General features: G+C 74.8%; 3 protein-coding genes. All 3 read right to left on the reverse strand.

The window, feature by feature from the left end:
* Nucleotides 1–20 precede the first annotated feature (20 nt).
* Genes HUW62_RS46390 through HUW62_RS46400 form a run of 3 tightly spaced genes read right to left on the reverse strand, consistent with a single transcriptional unit; the run spans nt 21 to nt 2,934 of the window.
* Complete coding sequence (locus HUW62_RS46390) at nt 21–632, reverse strand: isoprenylcysteine carboxylmethyltransferase family protein (RefSeq protein WP_176438095.1); 612 nt, start codon at nt 630–632, stop codon at nt 21–23.
* The gene (locus HUW62_RS49775; protein WP_176438096.1) at nt 629–1,903 is read right to left on the reverse strand and encodes a hypothetical protein; all 1,275 of its coding nucleotides are present in this window, start codon (nt 1,901–1,903) and stop codon (nt 629–631) included. The genes HUW62_RS46390 and HUW62_RS49775 overlap by 4 nt, the downstream gene beginning before the upstream one ends.
* Nucleotides 1,885–2,934: a hypothetical protein gene (locus tag HUW62_RS46400; protein ID WP_176438097.1), complete on the reverse strand. Its 1,050-nt coding sequence runs from the start codon at nt 2,932–2,934 to the stop codon at nt 1,885–1,887. The genes HUW62_RS49775 and HUW62_RS46400 overlap by 19 nt, the downstream gene beginning before the upstream one ends.
* Nucleotides 2,935–3,324 lie beyond the last annotated feature (390 nt).

The following is a 3,324-nucleotide window of genomic DNA, read 5'->3' on the forward strand; positions in this document are numbered from 1 at the left end:
GGGCGGGCTGCATGGGGCCTTTAGAAGTAGCGGGGGACGCGCTGGCGGTAGCGCGCGTAGGCCTCGCCGAGGCGGGCGGAGAGGTAGCGCTCCTCCTGGAGCACCAGCCCGTGGAACAGCCCCCCCAGCACCGCGCACGCCCCGAGCGTCACCAGCGACGGAGCCCAGAGCGAGGCGCCCACGAGGTACAGGTAGGAGAAGACGTAGATGGGATTGCGCGAGGAGCGGTGGAGTCCTCGCTCGTGCAGCACGGGCGGGGCCTCCCCCGCGTCCACGCCGATGCGGAACGTCGCGCCCATGCCGTACTGCGCCGCCAGCATGCCCACCAGCCCGAGCACGCCCAGCGCCCAGCCCACCTCCGGCGGAAGGGCCAGCAGGGGCCGGCCCCAGGGCAGCTCGGACCAGCGCGGCCAGAGCGCCGCCGCCACCACGGAGCCAGCCCACACCAGCGAGGCGCCGCTGATGCGCCGCGTGAGGCGCGTGTGGGCGGAGTCGGCCCCGGTGCTCCGGTAGGCCAGCGGGCTGCGGCCGAAGCGCAGGCGGTAGACGAGGCTTGCGCCCAAGTGCCCCAGCAGCAGGTGCAGCGAGATGAAGCCCAGGTAGAGCACGGGCGCGTCGCGAAGCCCCTTCATGAGCCAACCACCTCCGCCGGAAGTCCGAAGCCCGAGGACGCCCAGCCCGCGAGCTGCTCGGTGAAGTCGCGCAGTTCGCCCCGGGTCCACAGTCCCTCGAACGTCGCCGTGTTGATGGTGAGCGTGTCGCCAAAGCCCAGGCCCGTCGCGCCCCAGGTGGCCGTGTGGCTGCGCAGGGAGTGGATGCGGAAGGGCGCGTCCACGAAGTGCTTGTCGAGCCGCCCCAGGTAGGTCGCCACCAGCGTGTTGGTGCGGGGCTCGGCCACCAGCCCGGGGCGCGCGTTGCGCCGCAGCACGGGCCCCGGGGCGAGCCGCGCCACCGCCATGCACTCCAGCGCCGTCGTCCAGTGCACGCCCTCATCGAGCACGCGCCGCAGCGCCTCGCGCACCAGCGCCGCCAGGGCGGGCGCGTCCTCCAGCCGGGCGCGGACCTCCCGCAGGGGAAACTCCAGCGGCACCGTCGAGCAGCCGTTGCCCAGCATCCGCCCCAGCCCCAGCATGCGCCGCAGGTCCACCGGCACCCGCAGGCGGATGAGCCCGTCCTTCGTGGGCTCGCGCAGCGCGACGCCCGCCAGCAGCGCGGCGAAGAAGACCTCCGAGGCCTGGACGTCCGTGCGGCCAGGCGGGAGTGTCAGGCGCGCCGTCGCCATCAACGAGCGGCCCGCGGTGTCTCCACTGCGGCGCAGGCCCAGGCCCCGCTGCGCGAGGAGCCGGCGGCGGGGGCTCGCGAGGCCCAGCACCCGGCCCGGCCCGCGCAGCGCCGCGAGCAGCACCTTGCCATCCGTCAGCGTCGAGGGGCCCAGCGGGGGCGACTCCGACGCGCGCCCCGCGCAGTGCAGCCAGAGCCGCTCCAGCAGGTGGGCGAGCGCCTTGGCATCCCCAATCGCGTGGTGGAGCTGGATGGCGAGCAGCCACGGGCCCGGCGCGCCATCGGCCAGGGGGTGGACGTGCAGCCGCAGCGGCACGTCCCTCGCGAGGTCCACCCGGGTGTTGATGACCCGCGTCACCGCCTCGGGCTCGTCCAGCGGCTCGGCGCCTTCCAGCAGGGCCGCGTCCACCGCCTCGTCCGTGCGCGGCGCGGGCACCCACGCACCGCGCGCGTCGTCCCAGGCCACGTTGAGGCGCTCGCTCTCGCGCACCAGGGCGCGCAAGGCTTTGCGCAGCCGCGCCACGTCGGGCCGCGCGTCGATGCGCAGCAGCACCGTGGCCCAGATGGTGGCCACCTCGCCGTCCAGCCGCGCGAGGAGCGTGTCTACGAAGTTCGCGCGCATCGCTCCACCCATCCGCTCCACAGGGCCCGGGCCGCCTCGCCGTCCAGCCGCGCCCGCCCCACCGCCTCGCGCGCCCGCTCCGGCGCCGGCAGGTGCTGGAAGACGATGTCGTCGGGCGCGTCCAGGCGCGGGCGGAGGCCCGTCGGCAGGTAGCCCGCCGCGAGGAGCACGGGCGTGGCCTCGGCCACCCGCTGGGGCTCGCCCATGGACAGGTGGACCAAGTCCACGCGCGCCCGCGAGGACGGGAGCGCCGTGGCCCCCTGCCCTTCCCCGGCGGGCCCCACCAGCTCCCGCCGTTCGAGCCGCAGGGACTCGTTCCATTCGAGCGGGCGCGGCACGAGGCTCCCAGCGCGAGGGCGGCGCTCCAGCGGCGTCAGCTCCACCGTCCCCGGCAGGCCCGAGGCGGCGAGGATGGACGCGAGCCACTCCCCCCACGGCCCCGCGGGCAGGAAGCGCCGACGCGGAGGCAGCGGCGCGAGCACCGTCGTCATCGCCAGCGCCTGCATCGGCAGGCCCGAGCCCTCCACTCCCACCAGCCTCTCCCCCTCGGTGTAGTCGACGATGAGGCCCACCGGCACGGCCCGCATGAGGCGCGACGCGTAGCGCTGCGCCATGAGGTGCAGCGTGGACGTCTGCTGGTGCATGAAGCCCACGTGCGCCTTGAGCAGCGCCAGGAGGTGGCTCCACAGCCGCTGGTGCTCGGAGCGATCCATGGCGGTGCGCCGGCTGGGCAGGGCCAGGGAGAGCCCCGAGTCCAGGGAGTCCCGCCCCGGCTTGCACCACAGCCCCGTGTGCCAGAGGAGCGTGCCCTGGGCGTCGAACTCCCCCAGGCTGAGCAGCGCGCCGGCCCGCCAGAGCCGCGAGGCCCCTCCAGGCTCATGGAGGAAGCGATAGGAGTAGCTCCCGGCGTAGCGCGCGTGGAGCAGCTCGCGCAGCGCGGGCTCATCGGGCTCCGCCAGCCAGCGGGTGTGCTCGCTGGGCTGGGCGGCGCGAAGGCCGTCAAAAGGGGGGGCGGCGCGTTCCCGGCACATGAAGTGTCAGCAATGCACCAACAGGGCCAGCCGGGAAGCCCCCCTCCTTCCGAGGAGATGGGCCCGGCCGCCGCCCCGTGCCCCCGCCGGGTGTGCAGCCCGCTGCACGGGGTGGAGTGCTCTGCTGCACAGGCGGCAAGGGCATGCTCGGCCCGTGGGGCCCGGCGCCCTTCGTGGGGCCCGGCGTCACGCTCTCTGCGTGAGATATGGAGGGAGGCGGCGGGGCTTGGCGTACGTGAAGGGGGCCCCCGGGTGCGGGCGATTCTGGAGCACCTGGGCTTGCCAACGGCATGTGCGAGGTTGGCCCCAGCACGAGGGCAACCCAAGGCATTGTGGTGTTGAGGCTCAAGACAGCCCACAGGCCCAGGCGCCTGCCACGCACTTGATGGG

This window comes from Myxococcus sp. AM011 (assembly GCF_013372595.1).
Lineage (GTDB): Bacteria > Myxococcota > Myxococcia > Myxococcales > Myxococcaceae > Myxococcus > Myxococcus eversor.